This is a genomic window from Azospirillum fermentarium, assembly GCF_025961205.1.
In the GTDB taxonomy this organism is placed as follows: Bacteria; Pseudomonadota; Alphaproteobacteria; order Azospirillales; family Azospirillaceae; genus Azospirillum; species Azospirillum fermentarium.
Genome location: NZ_JAOQNH010000001.1, coordinates 2999396 through 3021030 on the forward strand (window position 1 = coordinate 2999396; position 21635 = coordinate 3021030).

Here is a 21635-nt window from a genome sequence, read left to right on the forward strand (position 1 = left end):
AAGAGGTGGCCGGTCAGCGCCGGGTACGGGCCGCCCCCAGACGCGGCTCCACCACCAGCTCGTCGCGGGACGGGGTGAAGGACGGTTCGCGGCGGCTGGCCGGACGCTCCTCGTCGTTGTCCGCCCCCGCCGGGCCGAAGCCGGGGGGCTGCGCCCGCCCGCTGCGCCACCAGCCGAACCCGACGAACCCCAGCGTGCCGGCCAGCACCGCCATCACCACATAGCGCAGCCAGCCGGGCAGGCTCCCGCCCTCGTCCCCGCCCTTGGACAAGAGGGTGGTGGGCACCTCCTTGCCGTCGGCGGTGGTGGCGGTGACCGACGAGCGCGGGGCGGCACTCATCGCCGGGCCGGCGTCTGCGGTCTGGAGGGCGGTGCCATGGCCCGCCCCGCCGCTGCCTTGGGACGGCGAGCTATGCCCTACACCGCCGGACGAGGCCGCCGGAGGGGGGGTGTAACGCTGCGTGCCGCCCGCAGAGGACGAAGCCGACGACGACGCACCCGGCGGCGGCACGGCCACGCCCGCCGGGGCCTGACGCACGATGGGGCCGAGCATCACGTCGCCGCCGCCCTGGGAATGCACGTCGCCGGAACGGGTGGCCGCGCGCGGAGTGACCTCGCGCTCGGTCAGCTTGGGCGTGCTGCCCGGTTTTTGCGAGGCGAGGTTGCCTACGGTGCCCGATGCCTTCCGGTCGCCCATCATCTTGGCCACCGTGGCGGCATCCAGGTTCCCCGTCGCCGGCAGGCCCACCGATTTCTGGTATTGGCTGAGCGCAGCGCGTGTCTGGGGCGTCATCTGGCCGTTCGCCCGGCCACCGATGTTGAAGCCCTTTTCCTTCAGGATGGTCTGTGCCCATTGCACGTCCGCCGCCCCCGGCTCGTTGGCCAGGGCGGGGGCACCCGCCATCCCGGCCAGAACCGCCAGCACCGCCCACGGCACCTTGCGGCCGGTCTTGACCGTCATCCCCTGTTCCTCCTGCGCGCCATCGCTGGTCTATGACGGATTTAGGTAGCAGATTCCGCCGCGCGCTTCGGGCGCGAAATTCGCGTCCCTGCGTTTCGCACACCGTTTCGCCGGCGACGATGGCACCGCCGCAACAGCCACCGTCACCGCCCGCCCGGCCAGATGCGCCCCGTCGCCGGCCACCACCACCGCGCTGCCCCGCGCCACCGCCTGCGCCAGCAGCCGTTCCACCCCCCGCCGGCCCGCCCCATCCAGCCCGCGTAAGGGGTTGTCGGCCAGAATCACCGGGTAGTCGATGGCAAAGGCCAGGGCGGCCGGCAATTTCCGCCGCTCCGCCGCCGGCCAATGGCCGATGGTGCGGTGAAACAGCGTCCCCGGCACCCCGAGCGCGCCCAGAACCCGCCGCGCGGTGTCCGCCGCCGGATCCCACGCCCGCCCCGCCCGCAGGGCCGGACCGGCCACCGTTTCGATTCCCGTCAGGTCCGGCGGCAGGCGCCGGCCCGACTCGACGGTGCCGATGGTGATCCGCCGGATCTCCAGCAGCCGCTCCGGCCGCGCCCCGGTGACCTCCACCTCCACCCCGGCGTGGAGCACCCGCACGGCACCGCATGAGGGGCGCTCATCGCCGGCCAGGATGCGCAGCGCCGCCGACACCGCCCCCGCCGGCCCGGCCAGGGCCACGCACTCGCCGCCGTTCACCGCCAGCGACAGACCGGAAAAGCCGTTTTCCGGCACATCCCACGGCGCGCGGCCCACATCCAGCCCCGTCAGCCAACAGACCATGGCCGCTCCCTCCCGTCCCCCCGTCTTTGCCGCGGGGGATATGATTTTCCCACCAGTGTGCCCGAGCACGCGGCGGAACGGAATCGACCAAAAGTCAGGGCCGGAACGGGGGCTGAATTAAGGAATCGCCGCCAAAGCCGTGCTATCGTTGCGTTTCTTCCCCGAAAGGGGCGCTGCCGGGGGCACAGGAGAATGGCGATGGGACGGGTGGCCGCGCTGGCCGCGGCGGTGATGCTGACGGGATGCTCCGGCCAGCCCAGCTATCGGGAGTGGAAAGCCACGGAGGAGACCCCCATGGCCGCCTATGACGAATGCGGCCTGGAGGTGGACGCGACCATGCGCCTGCGCGGCTATCCCCTGCGCCCGCTGCCGGAAACGCCGCAGGCGGGGTATCGGAAGGAGATCTTCGCGCAGTGCATGCGCAAGAAGGGGTACAAGGCCGACTGACACGAGAGCGCGTGGCCGTATCCCCGATGCTCTTCCGTTTTTCGGTCAGACCGCGCCCATGAAGCGCCAGGACAGCTTCTCGCCGCTGCGGAAGGGCAGAACGGCATCGCCGTCGGGCAGGGTCACCAGATCGAGAACGACCGTGCCGCTGCGCTCCAGCACCACCTGTTCCTCCGACACCGGCAGGCCGTAGAAACGCGGGCCGTTCAGGCTGGCGAAGGCTTCCAGCTTATCCAGGGCGCCCGCCTCCTCGAACGCTTCGGCGTAAAGTTCCAGGGCGGTGGCGGCGGTGAAGCAGCCGGCACAGCCGCACGCAGACTCCTTGGCGGTGACCGGGTGCGGGGCGGTGTCGGTGCCCAGGAAGAACGGGCCTTCGCCCGAAATGGCCGCTTCCACCAGCGCCCGGCGGTGCTTTTCCCGCTTGGCGATGGGCAGGCAGTACAGGTGCGGGCGGATGCCGCCCTGGAAGATGTGCGAACGGTTGATCAGCAGGTGATGCGCCGTGATGGTCGCACCCACCCGGCCCGAGTCCGCGTGGGCGCGGACGAAATCCACCGCCTCCTGCGTGGTGGCGTGTTCCAGCACCACCCGCAAGGTGGGATGGCGCTCCAGCAGCGGCGCCAGGGTGCGGTCGATGAACACCGCCTCGCGGTCGAAGATGTCAACGTTGCCGTCCGTCACCTCCCCATGGATCAGCAGCGGCAGGCCGATCTCGGCCATCCGCTCCAGCACGCGGGCGATGCGGTTCAGGTCGGTGACGCCATGGGCGCTGTTGGTGGTGGCGTTGGCCGGGTAGAGCTTGGCCGCGGTGAAGATCCCCGCCGCCGCCCCCGCCGCCAGATCGTCCGGGTCGGTGGCGTCGGTCAGGTACGCCGTCATCAGCGGCGTGAACTCCACCCCCGCCGGCAGCGCCGCCAGGATGCGGTCACGATAGGCCGCGGCGTCCGCCGCCGTGGCCGCCGGAGGCTTCAGGTTGGGCATGATGATCGCCCGCCCGAACTGCCGCGCGGTGAACGGCAGCACCGCCGCCAGCATGGCCCCGTCGCGCAGATGGACGTGCCAGTCGTCGGGACGGCGCAGGACGAGACGGGGGGTGGGCATGGCGGCGGCTCCCAAGATCCGGGTGGCGGTGATGCCGCCCCTTGTAGCCGCAACGCCCCGCCCGCTCAACCGTATCGGGGGCGGCCGCCCGCGGCTACAGCCATACCCCGCGCACATAGGGGGTGAGCTGGGTGTCCTGCAAGATGATGTGGTTCACCAGCCAGTCGGCGGTGAAGCTGTAGATCCGCTCGGCGTTGGCGTGGGTGGGATCCTGGGTGAAATAGCCCGACAACTGGCTGATGATCTTCACCGCATGGACGTGCTGGGCCTTGTGCTCGGCGAACTTGGGATACTTCACCATCTGCATGATGCGTTCTTCGCGCGCAAAATGCTCGTGGGTGTATTCCAGCAGCTTCATCAGCGTCATCGCCACCTTGGCCGGCAAGAAGGTGCGCGCGTGCAACGCCTCGTCCAACTGGTTGAGGTAGTCGATCAGATGCTTGTGGTCCTCGTCGATGGACGGCTGCCCGACGCTGAGCTGCCGCCGCCAATGTATGGCCGCCATGCCTCCTCCGACCCATGCTTCCCGGCGGTTCCTTAACACGCCGGCCTTTCACCAACACCAAAAATGGTTAAATTCCGGTAAGTATAAATCTCCGGCGGGTGTTCCGCCGCCGGGCCGGTAAAGGGCTGATGCCGGCATCAGCCAATGGTTCCGCACGCAAATGGTCACGCATCACAATCGAACATTGCCTGGTCAAACCCGCCGCCCCGGCGCGCAGCGCTGACAAATCCGTTCTTCGTCATCGCTTTAACACCTATGCGCAGGCCGATGATGCGCGACTTTCGATTACCGGCGGAAGCGGGAAGTCGCCGACACGGCAATGTGACGCACCCGCGCCCGCCCGGTTCGGCATCTCCGTACCGCGCGCAAACGAAACGGGCGGGAGCCGAAGCCCCCGCCCGCCATTCGTTTTCAATCTATAGTTAACGGACCGCTAACAAAGCGGCCGGGTTAGCCAACGATGGAATAACCGCAATCCACATAGGTGGTGTTGCCGGTGATGCCCTTTGCCCCGTCGGTGGCCAGGAAGGCGGTGGTGTAGCCCACCTCTTCGATGGTCACCAGCCGGTGTTCCGGCGCGCGGTCGGCGGCCTTGGACATCAGCTCGTCGAAATGGGCGATGCCCGACGCCGCACGGGTCTTGATCGGGCCGGGCGACACGGCGTGGACGCGGATGCCCTTCTGGCCCAGCTCGGCGGCCAGATAGCGCACGCTGGCTTCCAGCGCCGCCTTCACCGGCCCCATCACGCCATAGTTGTCGATCACGCGGATGGCGCCGAAATACGACATGGTGATGAGCGTGCCGCCGTCCTTCATCAGCGGTTCGGCATAGCGGGCCATGCGGATGAACGAATGGCACGACACGTCCATGGCCTTCATGAAGCCGTCGCGCGACACGTCCACCACGCGGCCGTGCAGATCCTCGCGCGGGGCGAAGGCGATGGAGTGAAGCGCGAAGTCCAGCTTGCCCCACTTCTCGCCGATCTTGTCGAACATGGCCTGAAGTTCGCCTTCGCCCGTCACGTCCACCGGCTCGAAGATCTCGGCCCCGATTTCGCCCGCCAGCGGCTCCACATGGGGCTTGGCCTTTTCGTTCAGGTAGCTGATGGCCAGATCGGCGCCCAGAGCCTTGAACGCCTTGGCACAGCCCCAGGCGATCGACTGGTCGTTGGCAATGCCGAGGATCAGGCCCTTCTTGCCGTGCAGGCTGGCGGCGGCCGGGATGATGGTCGTCATGGTGAAATCCTATAACGAGCGTGGTCGGTGCGGGTGACGGGGGTAAGCGCCCGTCATCCCACGGCTATGCTGCGATGCAATATATCGGTGTTTTTTCTTTGCCGCAATGCGTTAAATAATTGTCATAGAAGCTTTAATTGATTTTCATATCGGCGCCGGAAAGAAAATCCCAACCATTCGGGGCCGCTCTTCCAACGATTTTCGCACGAAAATTGCCCCGTCTTGTTCGGGCGCAAAACAAAGACAGCCCCGGTCCAGCGCGGACGGGGGCCGCTTTGACCGCCTGCGACATAATTACGCTGTTCCCCCTTACGCCTTTCCCGGCGAGAACGAGGGCGGGTCGCTGGCGGGGAAGGATTCCTCCGCCGCTTCGTCAACCGTCTCCTTGCAGTCCGTGCCGTGGATGTCGCCGGGGTGGCGGGTGTAGCGTCGGGCGGGGCCGGGATCGTCGGGGCCGGTGGCGTGACGGCGGTCCATGGCGCTGTAGAGCGGGCAATGGCCGGTCAGGCCGCGGGCGGCCAGGACACCGCCCACCAGCGCCATCACCGTGCCCACCGCCGATCCCCGCCGCAGGCCCGCCACCGTCAACAGGCTGCCGCCCACCAGCGACGCCAGCCGTTCCCCGTCGCCGACGTTGACCGGCGGCCGGTGATCGTGAATCTCCGATCGGATGGACATGGGGTCTGTCTCCTTGAAACGTGCTCAGGGCTGGGGCTGGGACGGGGCCGGCGAATCGGCACCCGTGCCGCCGGGTTCGGCGGGGGCGGTGGCCCCGGTGGTGCCGGGCGGGGGCGTCTGCGCCGTGGCCAGGGCCTGATGCAACCGGGTCACCTCCTGCGACAGCCGGTCCACCTCCTGCCGCAGGGCGGCGGTGTCGCGGCTGGCCGCCACCGCCTCCGCCGACCAATAGGGCGGCACGCCGTAATAGGCATGAACCGCGGTGGCCCATTGGGGATCGGTCATGTCGGGACGGTTGGAGCCGGTGAACTGCGGCGCCCCCTTCATGCGGTCGGCGGAAACGTTCAGCTCCAGCCGGCCGTCGGGCGTGGACGTCATCAGCGCCCACGGCACGGGGAAGGACCGTTCGCCGATGCCCAGGAACCCGCCCAGCTCCACCACGGCATAGACGATGCGCCCGCTGACCGGATCGACGACGATATCCTCGATCTCGCCCAGCCGGCTGCCGTCGGGGGCAAAGACCGAGCGGGATTCCAGATCGTCCGCCGACACCGCCACGGGGCGGTCGGGGACCGGGCGTTCCTGGGCGGCCGCGTGGCCCGGCGCTGCGGCCAGAACCGGCATCGCCGCCACCGCTCCCAGCAACGACAGGGCCAGGACGGCGGGGGTAAGGGCGCGGGCTGGCATCGGTCTCGGTCCTCCGGTCTGACGATGGTCTGGTACCGGAGAGAACGCGTGCGGGCCGGCGGAGTTCCCGCGCGGGCTATGAACCCAGGGATGCGAAGGGGGTGGGGTGCCCGAAGAAACGCCCGGCCAGCCGGCTGACCGTCTCCACCGGGCCGGTGGTCAGGAACACCGGCCCCTGCCCCGCTTCCGCCGGGCCGGGGGCGTATTCCGGGTGGCGTTCCAGATAGTTTTCCAGCGACCGCGCCGTCAGGGTCGGCTGGCACAGCACCTCCACCCCCGGCGGCAGGGCGCGGGTGAACAGCGGTGCCACCAGCGGGTAATGGGTGCACCCCAAAACCACCGTGTCCAGCGGCACGCCGTCCAGTTGCGCCAGCAATTCCGCCACATAGCCGGCGACGCGGGGAGCCATCTCGTCCGCGGTGGCGCCGCGCTCGATCATGCCGGCCAGATCGTTGCACGGCTGCTGGAGCACGCGCACATCCGGCGCGCGCTTGGCGATTTCGCGGGGGAAGGAGCCGCTGGCGACGGTCAGCGGCGTGGCGAACACCGCCACCGTGCGCGGCGGCCCCGCCGGTTCGTCCAGGGGGGGGACGGGCGGCGCTTCCACCATCCACGGCACGCGGGTGATGGCCTCCACCATCGGCACCAGCACGCCCAGCACGTTGCGGCCCGGCCACGCGGTGGGCAGCCAGGTCCGCTGCATCCGCCGCAGCGCCACGGCGGCGGCGGTGTTGCAGGCCACCACCACCAGCCGGCACCCGCGGGCGAACAGCGCGTCCACCCCGCGGCGGGTCAGCTCGTACACGTCCTCTTCGCTGCGCAGGCCATAGGGGGCCTTGCCATGGTCGCCCAGATAGACGAAGGGCCGGTCCGGTGCCGCATCCACCAGCGCCCTCAGCACGGTCAGCCCGCCGTGCCCAGAATCGAAAACCCCGATCACCCGTCCGCCACCATCGCTGATCCACCTCCCCCACCCTTACTCCAGAAGAGGGGGTGGGGGAAGGGAGCGTATATCAGCCGTCCACCCCCGCCCGCACCGCCGCGCACGCCATCAGCACGCGTTCGGGCGTGGCGGGGATGTCCAGGGTCACCGGGTGGGCGTGGTTGCCCACCGCCGCCACCGCGTCCTTCAGCGCCAGCCACGCCGACAGCGCCAGCATCAGCGGCGGCTCGCCCACCGCCTTGGAGCGGTGGATGGTGTCCTCGCGGTTGGGACAGCCGTCGAACAGCTCCACGCGGAAATCGGCGGGCACGCTGCGGGAGGTGGGGATCTTGTAGGTGCTGGGGGCGTGGGTCTTCAGCCGGCCCTCGGCGTCCCACCACAGCTCCTCGCACGTCACCCAGCCCAGCCCCTGGACGAAAGCGCCCTCCACCTGCCCGCGGTCGATGGCCGGGTTGATGGACCCGGAACAATCCTGCACCAGATCGGCGCGGGGGAAGCTGTATTCGCCGGTCAGGGTGTCGATCTCCGCCTCGGTCACCGCCACGCCCCAGGCGAAATAGAAGAAGGGCCGCCCCCGCCCCGCCGCCGCGTCCCACCAGATCTTCGGCGTCTTGTAGTGGCCGGTGGCCGACAGCGGCACGCGGTTGAGATAGGCCAGCCTGGCCGCCTCGGCGAAGGTCAGGGCGTGGTTGCCGGCGGTGATGCGGTTGGCCTCGAACACCACCCGCTCGATGGCGACACCGAAATGCTCGGCCAGAAAGGCGGCGATGGCGTTCCTGACCGTCAGCGCCGCCGTGCGCACCGCGTGCCCGTTGAGGTCGGTGCCGGTGGAGGCGGCGGACGGCGGGGCGTTGGGCACCTTGTCGGTGTTGGAGGCGGTGACGCGGATGGCATCCACGTCGATCTGGAACACCTCCGCCGCGATCTGGGCCATCTTCACATGGATGCCCTGCCCCATCTCGGTGCCGCCGTGGTTCACCTGCACCGAGCCGTCGGTGTAGACGTTGACCAGCGCCGCCGCCTGATTGAGATGGCGGGCGGTGAAGGAGATGCCGAACTTCACCGGCGTCAGCGCCAGCCCCCGTTTGCGCACCCGGTTCGCGCGGTTGAAGGCGTCGATCTCCGCCCGGCGGCGGCGGTAGCCGCTGGTGCGCTCCACCCGGTCCAGCAAGGTGGGCAGGATGTCGGTGTCGGTCACCGTCATGCCATAGGGCGTCACGTCCCGCCCCGGCCCGTACAGGTTCGCCCGCCGTACGTCCAGCGGGTCGCGGCCCAGCGACCGGGCGACCGCGTCCACCACATGCTCGATGGCCGCCATGCCCTGCGGCCCGCCGAACCCGCGGAACGCGGTGTTGGACACCGTGTGGGTCATGCAGCGGTGGCCGGTGACCGTGGCGGCGGGCAGGAAATAGGCGTTGTCGGCGTGGAACATGGCCCGGTCCACCACGCCGTTGGACAGGTCGGGCGACATGCCGCAGCGGGCCGCCAGTTCCACATCCAGCGCCCGGATGCGCCCGTCGTCGTCGAAGCCCACGTCGTAGCGCACATGGAAGTCGTGGCGCTTGCCGGTCATCAGCATGTCGTCGTCGCGGTCCATGCGGAATTTCACCGGGCGCCCGCAGGCCGCCGCCAGCACCGCGGCGATGGCCGCCACGTGGGCCGCCTGGGATTCCTTGCCTCCGAAACCGCCGCCCAGCCGGCGGCATTCCACCGTGACGGCGCTCATGGGGCGGCCCAGCACCTTGGCGACGGTGGCCTGCACCTCCGACGGGTGCTGGGTGGAGGAGTGGATCAGCATCGCCCCGTCCTCGCCGGGGATGGCATAGGCGATGTGGGTTTCCAGATAGAAGTGATCCTGCCCGCCCACCCGCAGCGTGCCCGACAGCCGCCGGGGCGACGATTCCAGGTCCGCCGCCGCGTCGCCGCGGCGGAAGGTCTGGGCCGGGCTGACGAACAGCCCCTGGTCCAGCGCCTCCTCCGCCGTCAGCACGGCGGGGAGATCCTCGTAATAGACGGCGATGCGGCGGGCGGATGCCCGGGCCTGCAGCAGCGTGTCCGCCGCCACCGCCACGATCGCCTGACCGGCATAAAGCACCGTGTCCCCCGCCAGCAGGGGATCGCCGGGCAGCACCGCCCCCACATCGGTTTCCCCCGGCACGTCATCCAGCGTCACCACGGCGTGGACGCCGGGTGCTATGCGCGCCTGCGCCAGATCCATGCCCAGGATGCGGGCGTGCGCCCGTTCCGACAGGTGCACGGCGGCGTGCAGCGTGCCCGGCAGTTCCGGCAGGTCGTCCACATAGCGGGCGGCGCCGGTCACATGGCCGGCGCCGCTGTCGTGGGCGATGGCGCTGTGGACCCCGCCGCGGATGGGGCGGGCCGCCGGGGCGGCGCCGGTGGGTGAAATCGTGTCAGTCATGGGCCGCCTCCCCCGCCGGTGCCGGGCCGGCGGTGTCATGGAAGAACCGCAGCAGCAGGTTGCCCGCCACCAGACGGCGGTAATCGGACGAGGCGCGCATGTCGTCCAGCGGCGCGAAATCCCGGTCCAGCGCCGCGCGGGCGGCGGTGACGGTCTCCTCGGTCCACGGCCGGCCGGGCAGGAAGGTTTCCAGCGACCGCGCGCGGGCCGGGGTGGCGGCCATGCCGCCATAGCCGGTGCGCAGGCTGTCCACACGCCCCTGCCCGTCCAGCCGCAGCCGGAAGGCGGCGCAGACCGCGGAGATGTCCTGATCCCGCCGCTTGCTGACCTTCCACACCGCGAACCGCTCATCGGGCTTGGGGATGGGGATGACCACACGGGCCACGATCTCCCCCGGCATCAGCACCGTCTGGCGCCGCCCCACGTAGAAATCCTCCAGCGCCACCGTGCGCCATGCCCCATGGCGGTACAGACCCAGCGAGGCGCCCAGCGCCAGCAGCGCCGGCATGGTGTCGCCGATGGGGGAACCGTTGGCGATGTTGCCGCCCAGCGTGCCCATGTTGCGCACCTGCGCCGCCCCGATGCGGGACACCAGATCCGCGAACGCCGGAATCCGCCGCCGCAGCAGCGGCAGCAGCCGGGCATAGGTCACCGCCGCCCCGATGTCGAGGGAGCCGTCCTGCTCCTTGATGGTCAGAAGCTCCTCCACCGCCCCCAGATGAATGACCGCGGGCAACTCCCGCCCCTGCTTGGTGACCCACAGCCCGACGTCGGTGCCGCCCGACACGAACACCGCGTCGGGATGGTGCGACACCGCCGCCGACAGCGCGTCCAGCGTCGGCGGGGCGAGGAACACCGTGTCCCCTTCGGCCAGGGTCAGCCCACCCGGCGCCGGCTCCACCGATTGCAGCAGGGAGATGATGCCGGCCTCCGCCCGGTCGAAACGGTCGCGGGTGCCGCGTTCGCTCAGCAGCCGGCGGGCGGCATCGACGATGGGGCGGTAGCCGGTGCAGCGGCACAGGTTGCCGGCCAGCGCGTCGTGAATGGCGTCGTCGCCCGTGGGTGCGCCCTCGTCATGGACGAGCGCGAACAGCGCCATGACGAACCCCGGCGTGCAGAACCCGCATTGGGAGGCGTGGGCGTCCACCAGCGCCTGCTGCACCGGGTGCAGCGCGCCGTCGCCGGCGGCCAGATCCTCCACCGTCAGCAGCAGCCGGCCATGGAGCATGGGCAGGAACAGGATGCAGGCGTTGACGGCGCGGTAACGGACCCGCGGCACCCCCGCCGTATCGGTCACCAGATCGCCGACCACCACGGTGCAGGCGCCGCAATCGCCCTCGGCGCAGCCCTCCTTGGTGCCGGTGCGGCCCTGGGACCGCAGCCATTGCAGCACGGTGGTGGTGGGGGACACCCCGTGCACCTCGACCACCCGGCCACCCTGCACGAAACGCACGGCTCCGCTCATCATCCCTCCATCGACGGCTGTGTCCATGATGGAGAAAGCTGACGCTGACGGCAACCACACGTATGGCGGGGGGTGGAGGAATGGAGGCACCCGGCCTCCCCTCTCCCCGGTGGGGAGAGGGGGAAGAACGGGGATTTTACGCCCCCACCATCCGTTCCAGCGCGGCGACGGCGTTGCGGGCCAGCGGCAGCGTGTGGTCGCGGGGGCCGCCGCCGGGACCGTGGGCGATCCGGTCCACCACATGGTGCAAGGCCCGGATGACGCCGGTCAGCGTCGTCGGCTCCGTCCGCCGCAGCAGCGCACTGGTCTCGTCCCAGGTCAGCGCCGCCACCCGGTCCCGCAAATCGTCGTCATCGGGAGACAGGGTCTTCCACCCCGCCACCTGACGCTCCATCACGTCCAGCAGCACCGTCACCGGGTCGGCGTTCCGGGAATCGGCGGTTTGGGAATTTTGCACGCGCAGGGGTGTGCCTGTGGTATCCACCACATTAGCCATGAGTCGACTCCTTGGGTTAGTCGAGTTGTGGTCAGGCCGGGGCGGGTGTTGCTACCACCCGCCCCGGCCGTCCTGAAAGGCTGAATCAAAGGACGGCGCTTGTCAATCGCAGACGTCGCCGCACCAAAAGCCCCTGAATACTCGGATATACACAAAAGCCCCCTCTTCCGGCAGGAAGAGAGGGCTTCGTGACTGGTGCCTGTGCTTTACGCTCAGGTGTCCAGGAAGCTGCGCAGCTTGCGCGACCGCGACGGATGCTTCAGCTTGCGCAGGGCCTTCGCCTCGATCTGGCGGATGCGCTCGCGGGTCACGTTGAACTGCTGGCCGACCTCTTCCAGCGTGTGGTCGGTGTTCATGCCGATGCCGAAACGCATCCGCAGAACCCGTTCCTCACGCGCGGTCAGCGACGACAGCACGCGGGTGGTGGTCTCGCGCAGGTTCGCCTGAATGGCGGCGTCCAGCGGCAGCACCGCGTTCTTGTCCTCGATGAAATCGCCCAGATGGCTGTCTTCCTCGTCGCCGATGGGGGTTTCGAGAGAGATCGGCTCCTTGGCGATCTTCAGAACCTTGCGCACCTTTTCCAGCGGCATCATCAGCCGCTCGGCCAGCTCTTCCGGGGCCGGCTCGCGGCCGATCTCGTGCAGCATCTGGCGGCTGGTGCGGACCAGCTTGTTGATCGTCTCGATCATGTGCACCGGGATGCGGATGGTGCGGGCCTGATCGGCAATGGAGCGGGTGATGGCCTGCCGGATCCACCAGGTGGCGTAGGTGGAGAACTTGTAGCCGCGGCGGTACTCGAACTTGTCCACCGCCTTCATCAGGCCGATGTTGCCCTCCTGGATCAGGTCCAGGAACTGCAGGCCGCGGTTGGTGTACTTCTTGGCGATGGAGATGACGAGGCGCAGGTTGGCCTCCACCATCTCCTTCTTGGCGCGGCTGGCTTCCTTCTCGCCCTTCTGCACCGTGGAGACGATGCGGCGGAACTCGCCGATGGGCAGGCGGGAGGCGTCGGAAATGCTGCTGATGTCCGACCGGGTGCGGACGATGTCGTCGCCGTACTTCTCGACGAAGCGGCCCCAGGTCTTCGGGTTCAGCCCCTTCACCCGGTCCACCCAGTTGGGGTCGAGTTCGTGGCCGAAGTAATGGTTCAGGAAGTCCTCGCGCTTCACACGGCAGTCGGTGGCCATGCGCAGGAGCTTGCCTTCGAACCCGGTCAGCTTGCGGTTCAGGCCGTAGAGCTGTTCGACGAGCTGTTCGATGCGGCCGTTGTTCAGGCGCACCGTGTTCATCAGCTCGACCATCTCGGCCTTGAGCTTCTCGTACTTCTTGTCCGCGGTCTTGGCCACGTCCTCGCCGCGCTGGAGCGCGGTCAGGCGCTGCTCCTGGATCTTGTGCAGCTTGTCGTAGGTGGCCTTGATGTTCTCGAAGGTTTCGAGAACCTGCGGCTTCAGCGCGGCTTCCATGGCCGACAGGGACATGTTGTTGTCCTCGTCGCCTTCCGCGTCGCCCTCCATCTCGGGGCGCTCCAGCCCTTCCGGCTGTTCCTCGGCCTCGGCCTCGGGTTCCGCGCCCTCGGCCAGGGCTTCGGGCGGGATGCCGTCGGGCAGCCCCTCACCGTCCGGGCCGCCGCCATAGGTGGCGTCCAGATCGATGATGTCGCGCAGCAGCATCTTCCCTTCGAGAAGATCGTCGTGCCACTCCAGGATCGCCTTGATGGTCAGGGGCGATTCGCAGATGGCGCCGATCATCATCTCGCGGCCGGCTTCGATCCGCTTGGCGATGGCGATTTCGCCCTCGCGGCTCAGCAGTTCGACCGAACCCATCTCGCGCAGGTACATGCGCACGGGGTCGTCGGTACGGCCGATGTCGTCGTCGTCCAGGTTGCCGGACGCGCGCCCCTCGCCGTCGCCGTCGCCGCCGGCGTTGGCGGCGTCGTCCTGCTCTTCCGATTCGACGACGTTGATGCCCATCTCGGAGAGCATCGCCATCGTGTCTTCGATCTGCTCGGACGAGGACGAATCCGGCGGCAGGGCCGAGTTCAGCTCGTCATAGGTGACATAGCCGCGCTCCTTCCCGCGGGCGATCATCTTCTTGACCGCCAGCCCCATGCCGTCCATGAGCGGGCCGTCACCCGTCTCGTCCCGCGTTTCCGATGCTTCCACGCCGCTTGCTGCTTTCGTGGCCATGCGACTGCTGCCCCCGCATTACCCCAGAGAAAAAACGAGAATGAACGAAACCGTGTTACGGCACGCTTCCGCCTATCCCGTCGGCTGGTTCCGATCCATCATGAACACCCTGGCTTCGCCATTGGTTATAACAACCCCGCCCTGCCAACGTTCCGTCATTCCTACAACGCCCCGTCGTCAAGGTCGGAATCGTCCGCGATTCCCATTCCGGTCCTGATGACCTCCTGCTGCAGCGCGACGACACGGGCAAGAGCTTCCTCACTGTTCTCGCGAGCCAAGATCTCTTGCGCCTCTCTCAATTCGGCACGCACCTGACGGTGATGCACATGACGCCACGTCGGCCACCATCCCTGCAACGCTTCCTGCGGAGAAGCGTCGGGCTGAGCGAACCGTCCGTGGTCATAGGTCGTCCTGCTGAGCAACGACGCCAAAATGGTATCGAAGCCGGCCGATGACAAATGGCTATGGAGCGCGTCCGCGTCAAGCCTCGAGTCGCCTTCCGGCAGGGACGACAGGGTTGCGATCAGCGTTTGCCGTAGATCTTCCAGCGGACCGGCCGGGAAAACCACCATGCCGAGGTGTTCCCCTACCGTATCGAACAGGTCGGGATGATTGATAACCGCCGCCAGCAGCAGCCGTTCCCGTGTGTTCTCCAGCGTCAGGCGGCGCGGCGGGGTGCGCCGGTGGCCCTGGGGGGCCGATGTGCGGGCACCGGCCAGCCCCGGCGTGTGCCGCCGGGGTACCCGATTCGCACCCCATCCCCCCCCGTTCGCCCCGACTCGGGAATCGCCGGAGCGGAACCGCGGCGGCGGCGCGAAGGCCGCATCCAGCCGGCGGCGGATCTCACTTCGGTAATAGGCCTGGACGTCGCGGTGGGCGATCTGGCCCACCCGGTCCTCCAGCGCCGCCTTGACCGCGGCCTTGGCCTCGGGCGTGTCGGCACGGCGGTTCTCGGTCTCCATCTGCCACAGGGCGTCGATCAGGTGGATGGCCTGTTGCAGCAGCGGCTGGATCGCCTTGGGGCCATGGGTGCGGATCAGGCTGTCGGGATCCTCCCCTTCGGGCAGGAAGGCGACGCGGGCCGAATGGCCGGGGGCCAGATGGGGCAGGATGCGCTCCACCGCCCGCCACGCCGCCCGCCGCCCGGCGTTGTCGCCGTCGAAGCACAGGACCGGCTCCTTCACCTCGCCGGGGATCAGCTTCCACAGCTCCTGCACCTGGGTTTCGGTGAGCGCGGTGCCCAGCGGGGCCACCGCCCCCTCGTATCCCGCCCGCACCAGGGCGATGACGTCCATGTACCCCTCGGCCACCAGCACCGGCTGGCCGTCGGAGGCGGCCTGGCGCGCCCGCGACATGCCGTAGAGCAGCGATCCCTTGTGGAACAGCGGCGTGTCGGATGAGTTGACGTATTTCGGCCCGTCGCCCTCCAGGATGCGCCCGCCGAACGCCACCACCTGCCCCCGCCGGTCGGTGACGGGGAACATCACCCGGTTGCGGAAGAAGGCGTAGGGACTGCGCCCGTCCTCGGGCTGGCGCAGCAGGGCGGCGGTCAGCATGTCGTCGTCGCTGTAGCCCAGCCCCAGCAGGTGCCGCCGCATGGCCCCCGAGTCCGCCGGCGCGAAGCCCAGGCGGAAGCGGGCCATGGCCTCGCCGTCTAGCCCGCGGCGGAGCAGGTAATCCATGCCCGCCCGCCCGGCGGGTCCGCGGAGCTGCTGTTCGAACCAGCGGCAGCTTTCCTCCATCAGGTCGTGGAGGGTCTTGCGCCGTTCGTACTTGCGCCGGTCTTCCTCGGTCGGGCGCGGCACCTGCAGCCCGGCCTCCCCCGCCAGGGCCTCGACCGCCTCGGGAAAGGCCAGATTGTCGTGGCGCATCACGAAACCGATGATGTCGCCGTGGGCCCCGCAACCGAAGCAATGAAAAAAGCCCTTCTGGTCGTTCACATAGAACGATGGGGTCTTTTCATGATGAAACGGGCACGGGGCCTTGTATTCCCGCCCGGCGCGGATCAGCCGCATCCGTTTGCCCACCACCGCCGACAGGGCGAGGCGGGCACGCAATTCTTCCAGGAACTGCGGCGGGAAGGCCATAGGGCTCTTTTCTACCGGTTACCCGGCGTCACGAGGACGCCAGAACCTGCTTCACGATGCCGCTCACCTTGGTGAAGTCCATGCGTCCGGCGTAGCGGGCGCGCAGTTCGGCCATGGTCCGGCCCATGTCCTTGATGCTGGCGGCGCCGATCTCGGCGATCACCGCGTCGATGGCCTGCTTGGTCTCGCCGTCGGTGAGCTGTTTGGGCAGGAAGCCCTCGATCACCGCGATTTCCTCGCGTTCCTGCTCGGCCAGTTCGCAGCGCCCGCCCTGCTCGTACATCGTGATCGATTCCTGGCGCTGCTTGATCATGGTCTGGAGCATCGACAGGATTTCGGTTTCGTCGATCCCGTCCATCACCCCGCGCGAGCGGGCGGCGATGTCGCGATCCTTCAGCGCGGCCAGGATCAGCCGCACGGTGGACACCGTGCGCTGGTCCTTGGCCTTCATGGCTTCCTTCAGCGACTCGTTCAACCGGGTTCGCAGCATCGCAAGGTTCCTTAAAAACAGCGTTGTTGGGCCGATGGGCCGGCCCGGCCCCCGTTTCCGGGACACCAATCATGCGGGAAACACCTAACGAATTGATATCGGACTTCTCAAGCCCCTTTCCAGTGGCGGGGCATCGGGCCTGCCCCCCGCGGGGCTTGCGCTGGCAGAGCGGCCCGGCCATTCCCATATCGGACTTGACCGGACGGGTGGGGCTGTCTATTCGATGGCGGCTCGTCCGCTGGCCTCGTCAACGGGCGGGTCTCGCCGCGCCCGGCCCCCGCGGACGAGCCGCATGTTTCCTACGCCGCCCGCCAGCGGCCGATGCTAAGGTCTGACCCGATGCCCATCTCCCCTCTTCCCGATGACGCCCCGACGGGCGTTCTGGTTCTGGCCGACGGTACGGTGTTCAAGGGCCGAGGCATCGGTGCGGTGGGCGATGCCGTCGGCGAGGTGTGCTTCAACACCTCCATGACCGGCTATCAGGAAATCCTGACCGATCCCAGCTACGCCGGCCAGATCATCACCTTCACCTTCCCGCACGTGGGCAACGTCGGCACCACGCCCGAGGATATCGAGACGGTGACCCCCGCCGCCCGCGGCCTGATCCTGCGCGCCGACATCACCCAGCCGTCCAACTGGCGCTCGACCCAGCACCTGGATGCCTGGCTGAAGAGCCACAACCTGATCGGCCTGGCCGGCGTGGACACCCGCCGCCTGACCCGCCGCATCCGCGACCTGGGCGCGCCCAACGGCGTGGTCGCCCACGCCCCCGACGGGAAATTCGACCTCGATGCCCTGACCGCCAAGGCCGCCGGGTGGCCGGGGCTGGAGGGCATGGACCTGGCCAAGGACGTGTCCTGCACCCAGACCTACGGCTGGACCGAGGCGGCGTGGACCATCGGCGGCGGCTACGCCACCCAGGACACGCCGCGCTTCCACGTGGTCGCCCTGGATTTCGGCGCCAAGCGCAACATCCTGCGCTGTCTGGCCGCGGCGGGCTGCAAGGTGACGGTGGTTCCCGCCACCGCCACCGTGGACGAGGTGATGAGCCACAAGCCCGACGGCGTGTTCCTGTCCAACGGCCCCGGCGACCCCGCGGCCACCGGCGCGTACGCCGTGCCGACCATCCGCGGCCTGCTGGACACCGGCCTGCCGCTGTTCGGCATCTGCCTGGGCCACCAGATGCTGTCGCTGGCGCTGGGCGGGCGCACGGAAAAGATGCCCCGCGGCCACCGCGGCGCCAACCACCCGGTGAAGGATCTCGCCACCGGGCGGGTGGAGATCACCAGCCAGAACCACGGCTTCGTCGTGGTGCCCGAAAGCCTGCCGCCGGATGTGGAGGTCACCCACGTCAGCCTGTTCGACGGCACCAACGAGGGCATCCGCCTGAAGGGCAAGCCGGTCTTCTCGGTGCAGTACCACCCCGAGGCGTCGCCCGGCCCGCAGGACAGCCATTACCTGTTCGACCGCTTCGTCGGCCTGATGGACGGCAAGCCGCTGCCCTGATGTGAGAGGCAAAGGGCCGGGCGGGCGTTCTCCCCCGGCCTTTTTTCCAGTGCGTTTTCCCCGACAACCGTTCGAGATCCGCGGGTGCAGCCGACGACACCGCCGCCGCCAGCCCAGGAAACCCGGATGACGGAGGCGCCGCCGCCTCGCCGCGGCGTGTCCCTGCGCATCGGGCTGGCCGGGCTGGTGCTGGCGGCGATGCTGCCGATGCTGGCCTTTTCCGCCTGGATGGTGGTGCGGATGGCCGATGCCCAGCGGGCCAACGCCGAACACCAGGGCCATCAGGTGGCCCTGTCGCTGGCGGTGGCGGTGGAACGCGAGCTGACGGCGATGATCGCCACGCTGCAGGTTCTGTCCACCGCCCACGGGTTCGTGACCGGTGACATGGCCGAGCTGCACCGGCAGGCGTCGGAGCTTCTGCGCAACAAGGAAATCCGCCGCGAAGGCACCAACATCGTGCTGGCCACCGCCCAGGGGCAGCAGTTGTGGGCCACGCGCCTGCCCTATGGCACACCGCTTCCCGATGCCGGCGGGTCGCCCATGATGCGGCGGGTGGCGGAAACCGGGGAAGCCGCGGTTTCCGACCTGTTCACCGGGTCGATCAGCAACACGCCGCTGGTGACGGTGGGCGTGCCGGTCAAGGACGGCGCCACCCTGCGCTATGTCCTCAGCATGGGCGCGCCCGCTCACCTGTGGGCCGGGGTGATGCAGCGCCAGGGCGTGCCCGAGGGCTGGACCGCCGCCCTGTCCGACACCAAGGGGCGGATCATCGCCCGAGCACCCTTCGACCCCGTGTCGGTGGGCGGCACCACGTCGGCGGCCACCGCCGCCGCCACGGCGGGGCAGCGCAGCGGATCGTTCCGCGACGACAGCAGCCAGACCGGCCTGTTCACCGCCTTCGCCCGCTCGTCCCTGTCGGGGTGGATGGTGACGGTGACCGTCCCCGCCGCCCACATCGACGCCCCGTTGCGGTCGTCGCTGATGCTGATGGCCGCCGGGGGCGGGCTGGTGCTGCTGCTCAGCACGGGGCTGACGCTGCTGGTGGGCCGGCGCATCTCCGACCCCGTGCGCCGGCTGGCGGTGATGGCCGATGCGCTGGGCCGCGGCACGTCCCCCACCCCGCCGCCCGCCGTGATCCGCGAGGTCAGCGCGGTTGCCGACGCGCTGCGGGCCACCAGCCGCCGGCTGAAGGATGCCGACGCCCAGCGCCGCCTGTCCATGGAGGCCGGACGCATCGGCGTGTGGCGCTTCGATCCCCTGACCCGCCGCTTCCACGGCTGGGGCCGCGCCGCCGAGCTGCTGGGAATCGGCCCGGCGGGCGAGCTGGACGCGCCGCTCGACGCCTGGCTGCTGCACGTGCCGCTGGAGCACATCGACGGGCTGATGGCCGCCCTGATGCCCCGTCACGCGACGGTGGAGGAATTCGACCTGGAATTCCCGGTGGAACCGCCGGACTCGCCCCGGCGCTGGCTGGCCATCCGCGGATCGTTCCTGGCCGAGGCGGTTCCCGGCTCCCCCACCTTGTCCACCCGCGCCGTCGGCGTGCTGGAGGATGTGACCGAGCGGCGCCGGATCATGGAGGAGCGGCTGATCGAGGCGTCGGAGCGCCACGCCGCCGACCGCCGCCTGTTCGCCGCCATCGTGGAACGCACCAGCGATCTGGTGGCCGCCATCGACACCAGCCACCGGCTGATCCTGTTCAACACCGCCTATCAGCGCAACGTGGAATGGGCGTTCGGGCGCAGCCCCCGCATCGGCAGCCGGCTGGAATCCCGCGACGGCGGCGCCCCGCCCGACGACGGGGACGGGCCACAGTTCCGCATCCTGATTCCCGGCGAAGCCTTCGGCCACTGGCAGCGCGCCCTGTCGGGCGAGCGGCTGACCGCCATGCGCCGGTTCACCTCCTCCGCCGATCCCGGCCGGACACGGCACGTGGAGGTGGTCTACGACGCCATTCCCGGCAGCGACGGGGCGCCCATCGGCGCCTTCATGGTGGGACGCGACGTGACGGAGCGGGAAAACGCCCTGGCAGCGCTCCGCGCCGCCGAGGATTCCCTGCGCCAGGCCCAGAAGATGGAGGCCATCGGCCATCTGACCGGCGGCATCGCCCACGACTTCAACAACCTGCTCCAGGCGGTGGGGGCCGCCCTCTATCTGGTCGAGATCCGCCAGCCGGGGCCGGAGGTGATGACCCCCCTGCTGACCGCGCAGCAGGCGGTGAAGCGCGGCGCCACCCTGACCCAGCATCTTCTGGCGTTTTCCCGCCGGCAGCGGCTGGACCCGCGGGCGGTGGACGTGGCGGCGCTGGTGGCGGGCATGCAGGGGCTGATGGAACGCACCCTGGGCGGCACCATCCAGATCGTGCGGGAAACGGAGCCCGGCCTGTGGCCGGCGCTGGTGGACGCCAACCAGTTGGAAATGGCCATCCTCAACCTGTCCATCAACGCCCGCGACGCCATGCCCGGCGGCGGCACCCTGACCATCGCGGTCGGCAACGCCGCCTGCCCCGCCCCGCCCGCTCCCGGCGTGGCCCCCGGCGACTATGTGCGCGTCGCCGTGCGCGACACCGGAACCGGCATGTCGGAGGAGGTGGCGGCCCGCGCCTTCGAACCCTTCTTCACCACCAAGGGCGTGGGCCACGGCACCGGCCTGGGCCTCAGCATGGTCCACGGCCTGGCGGCGCAGTCCGGGGGGGCGGTGCTGCTGGACAGCCGGCTCGGCCAGGGAACCACCATCACCCTGCTGCTGCCCCGCGCGCCCTTCGCGGCCACCGCCGAGCCGGACGACGCCGTCCCGCCCCCGCCGCCGCCTGTGGCCACCGCCGCCGCCATCCTTCTGGTGGAAGACGAGGTGCTGGTCCGTCTGGCCACCGCCGCCCTGCTGAGCGAGCATGGGTACGAGGTGGAAGAGGCCGGAACCGGGGAAGAGGCGCTGGAGTGCGCCGCGCGCCGCCGCCCGGATGCGGTGGTGACCGATTACGCCATGCCCGGCATGACCGGCCTGGAGCTGACCCGCCGCCTGCGTGGTCTCTATCCCGGCCTGCCGGTGGTGATGGTCACCGGCTATGCCGAGATCCCCCAGCCGCTCCTGCACGAGGAGCGGCTGGTGGTTCTCCAGAAACCCTATCTCACCGACGATCTGCTGGGCCGCCTGCGCGACGGGCTTTCCGGCAAGGGGACCGTTACGCCAGCCGGGCCGACAGGGTGATCTCCACCCCGGCCAGCGCCTTGGACACCGGGCAGATCTCCTTGGTTTCGGCGGCGATCTTCTGGAACGCCGCATCGTCGATGCCCGGCACCGCCGCTTCCGTGTCCAGGTCGATGCGGGAAATGGCGACCACCCCGCCGGACGATCCGAAATGGACCCGCGCGGTGGTGGCGATGCTGGCCGGCGTGAACCCGGCCTTGCCCAGCCCGGCGGCCAGCGCCATGGAGAAGCAGCCGGCGTGGGCCGCCCCGATCAGTTCTTCCGGGTTGGTGCCGGCCCCGTCCTCGAACCGCGAGGGGTAGGAGTACGGCCCTTCGAACGCGCCGCTGCCCAGGCGCATGGTGCCGCTGCCGTCCTTCAACGCGCCCGACCAACGTGCGGTGGATTCCCGTACGGCCATGGATGGTGCCTCCCTTCGGTGATCTGCCGGGGAACGAT

Annotated in this window: 18 protein-coding genes; 3 read left to right on the forward strand and 15 right to left on the reverse strand. The window is 69.4% G+C overall.

All coding sequences use genetic code 11. The annotated features are described in order from the left end of the window. Nucleotides 1–13: 13 nt before the first annotated feature. Both M2352_RS14040 and M2352_RS14045 read right to left on the reverse strand, forming a co-directional pair. Complete coding sequence (locus tag M2352_RS14040; protein ID WP_264665096.1) at nucleotides 14–961, reverse strand: peptidoglycan-binding domain-containing protein; 948 nt, start codon at nucleotides 959–961, stop codon at nucleotides 14–16. A 30-nt stretch (nucleotides 962–991) separates the two neighbouring features. After that, entirely contained in the window at nucleotides 992–1744 is a 753-nt protein-coding gene (locus tag M2352_RS14045) for an ABC transporter ATP-binding protein (RefSeq protein WP_264665097.1), read from the reverse strand. A 198-nt stretch (nucleotides 1745–1942) separates the two neighbouring features. On the opposite strand from M2352_RS14045, the gene M2352_RS14050 reads away from it, so the two are divergent. Then, nucleotides 1943–2191 carry a hypothetical protein gene (locus M2352_RS14050; protein ID WP_264665098.1) on the forward strand — a complete coding sequence of 83 codons (249 nt, stop codon included), beginning with the start codon at nucleotides 1943–1945 and terminating at the stop codon, nucleotides 2189–2191. Nucleotides 2192–2236: 45 nt separating this feature from the next. Here M2352_RS14050 and pyrC read toward each other — a convergent pair whose 3' ends face one another. The 12 genes from pyrC to M2352_RS14110 all read right to left on the reverse strand — a co-directional run bounded on the left by pyrC (nucleotide 2237) and on the right by M2352_RS14110 (nucleotide 16484). Further along, nucleotides 2237–3292: a dihydroorotase gene (gene pyrC / locus M2352_RS14055; RefSeq protein ID WP_264665099.1), complete on the reverse strand. Its 1056-nt coding sequence runs from the start codon at nucleotides 3290–3292 to the stop codon at nucleotides 2237–2239. Nucleotides 3293–3386: 94 nt separating this feature from the next. Then, entirely contained in the window at nucleotides 3387–3797 is a 411-nt protein-coding gene (locus M2352_RS14060) for a bacteriohemerythrin (RefSeq protein WP_264665100.1), read from the reverse strand. A 450-nt stretch (nucleotides 3798–4247) separates the two neighbouring features. Continuing rightward, the gene (gene fabI / locus M2352_RS14065; protein WP_264665101.1) at nucleotides 4248–5033 is read right to left on the reverse strand and encodes an enoyl-ACP reductase FabI; all 786 of its coding nucleotides are present in this window, start codon (nucleotides 5031–5033) and stop codon (nucleotides 4248–4250) included. Between the two features lie 309 nt (nucleotides 5034–5342). Then, a complete protein-coding gene (locus M2352_RS14070) occupies nucleotides 5343–5711 on the reverse strand; it encodes a YgaP family membrane protein (RefSeq protein WP_264665102.1) in 369 nt (122 codons plus the stop codon). 24 nt (nucleotides 5712–5735) lie between these two features. Continuing rightward, on the reverse strand, nucleotides 5736–6398 hold the full coding sequence (locus M2352_RS14075) for a PRC-barrel domain-containing protein (RefSeq protein WP_264665103.1): 663 nt from the start codon (nucleotides 6396–6398) through the stop codon (nucleotides 5736–5738). Between the two features lie 76 nt (nucleotides 6399–6474). Then, complete coding sequence (locus M2352_RS14080; protein ID WP_264665104.1) at nucleotides 6475–7338, reverse strand: glutamate racemase; 864 nt, start codon at nucleotides 7336–7338, stop codon at nucleotides 6475–6477. Between the two features lie 73 nt (nucleotides 7339–7411). Beyond that, nucleotides 7412–9760 carry a xanthine dehydrogenase molybdopterin binding subunit gene (gene xdhB / locus M2352_RS14085; RefSeq protein WP_264665105.1) on the reverse strand — a complete coding sequence of 783 codons (2349 nt, stop codon included), beginning with the start codon at nucleotides 9758–9760 and terminating at the stop codon, nucleotides 7412–7414. After that, a complete protein-coding gene (xdhA, locus tag M2352_RS14090; protein ID WP_264665106.1) occupies nucleotides 9753–11228 on the reverse strand; it encodes a xanthine dehydrogenase small subunit in 1476 nt (491 codons plus the stop codon). The genes xdhB and xdhA overlap by 8 nt, the downstream gene beginning before the upstream one ends. A gap of 133 nt (nucleotides 11229–11361) precedes the next feature. Continuing rightward, nucleotides 11362–11721: a hypothetical protein gene (locus M2352_RS14095; protein WP_264665107.1), complete on the reverse strand. Its 360-nt coding sequence runs from the start codon at nucleotides 11719–11721 to the stop codon at nucleotides 11362–11364. 212 nt (nucleotides 11722–11933) lie between these two features. After that, nucleotides 11934–13907 carry an RNA polymerase sigma factor RpoD gene (gene rpoD, locus M2352_RS14100; protein WP_264665108.1) on the reverse strand — a complete coding sequence of 658 codons (1974 nt, stop codon included), beginning with the start codon at nucleotides 13905–13907 and terminating at the stop codon, nucleotides 11934–11936. A gap of 161 nt (nucleotides 13908–14068) precedes the next feature. Then, nucleotides 14069–15994: a DNA primase gene (dnaG, locus tag M2352_RS14105; protein WP_264665109.1), complete on the reverse strand. Its 1926-nt coding sequence runs from the start codon at nucleotides 15992–15994 to the stop codon at nucleotides 14069–14071. Between the two features lie 28 nt (nucleotides 15995–16022). After that, a complete protein-coding gene (locus M2352_RS14110; RefSeq protein ID WP_264665110.1) occupies nucleotides 16023–16484 on the reverse strand; it encodes a GatB/YqeY domain-containing protein in 462 nt (153 codons plus the stop codon). A 339-nt stretch (nucleotides 16485–16823) separates the two neighbouring features. Between M2352_RS14110 and carA the strand changes: the two genes are divergently transcribed. Continuing rightward, nucleotides 16824–17990: a glutamine-hydrolyzing carbamoyl-phosphate synthase small subunit gene (gene carA / locus M2352_RS14115; protein WP_264665111.1), complete on the forward strand. Its 1167-nt coding sequence runs from the start codon at nucleotides 16824–16826 to the stop codon at nucleotides 17988–17990. A 126-nt stretch (nucleotides 17991–18116) separates the two neighbouring features. Then, nucleotides 18117–21197 (forward strand): response regulator, encoded by a 3081-nt coding sequence (locus tag M2352_RS14120; RefSeq protein WP_264665112.1) that lies wholly within the window; start codon nucleotides 18117–18119, stop codon nucleotides 21195–21197. Here the strand turns inward: M2352_RS14120 and M2352_RS14125 are convergent. Next, nucleotides 21172–21597 (reverse strand): OsmC family protein, encoded by a 426-nt coding sequence (locus M2352_RS14125; RefSeq protein WP_264665113.1) that lies wholly within the window; start codon nucleotides 21595–21597, stop codon nucleotides 21172–21174. The two genes, M2352_RS14120 and M2352_RS14125, sit on opposite strands and share 26 nt — an antisense overlap. Between the last annotated feature and the right edge of the window lie 38 nt (nucleotides 21598–21635).